Genomic DNA, 355 nt, shown 5'->3' on the forward strand with positions numbered 1-355 from the left:
CGCCTCACGTAAGCGAGCGCCTCGGGCGCGCCGACCAGTCGGTCCATGCCGGCGTCCTCCCATTCGACGCTCGTGGGCCCGTCGTACCCGATCGCGTTCAGGGCCCGGAAGAACGGCTCCCAGGGAACGGCGCCATGTCCCGTCGACACGAACGTCCACCCACGACGGGGGTTCGCCCAGGGCAAGTGGGATCCGAGGACGCCGTTGCGGCCGTCGAGATTCGTGATCGACTCCTTGACGTGCACGTGCGTGACGTGCTCGGCGAAGTCGAGCACGAATGCCACGGGATCGATCCGCTGCCACACGAAGTGCGACGGGTCCACGTTGAAGCCGAAGGCCGATCGATGCCCGATCG

At 67.6% G+C, this 355-nt stretch carries 1 protein-coding gene; it reads right to left on the minus strand.

Annotated elements, in window-relative coordinates; translation table 11 throughout:
* Positions 1-355, minus strand: a 355-nt coding sequence (locus HO151_RS00880) for a sugar phosphate isomerase/epimerase (RefSeq protein ID WP_254594610.1), incomplete at both ends; no start/stop codon positions are given.

The organism is Streptomyces sp. 8P21H-1, assembly GCF_013302945.1.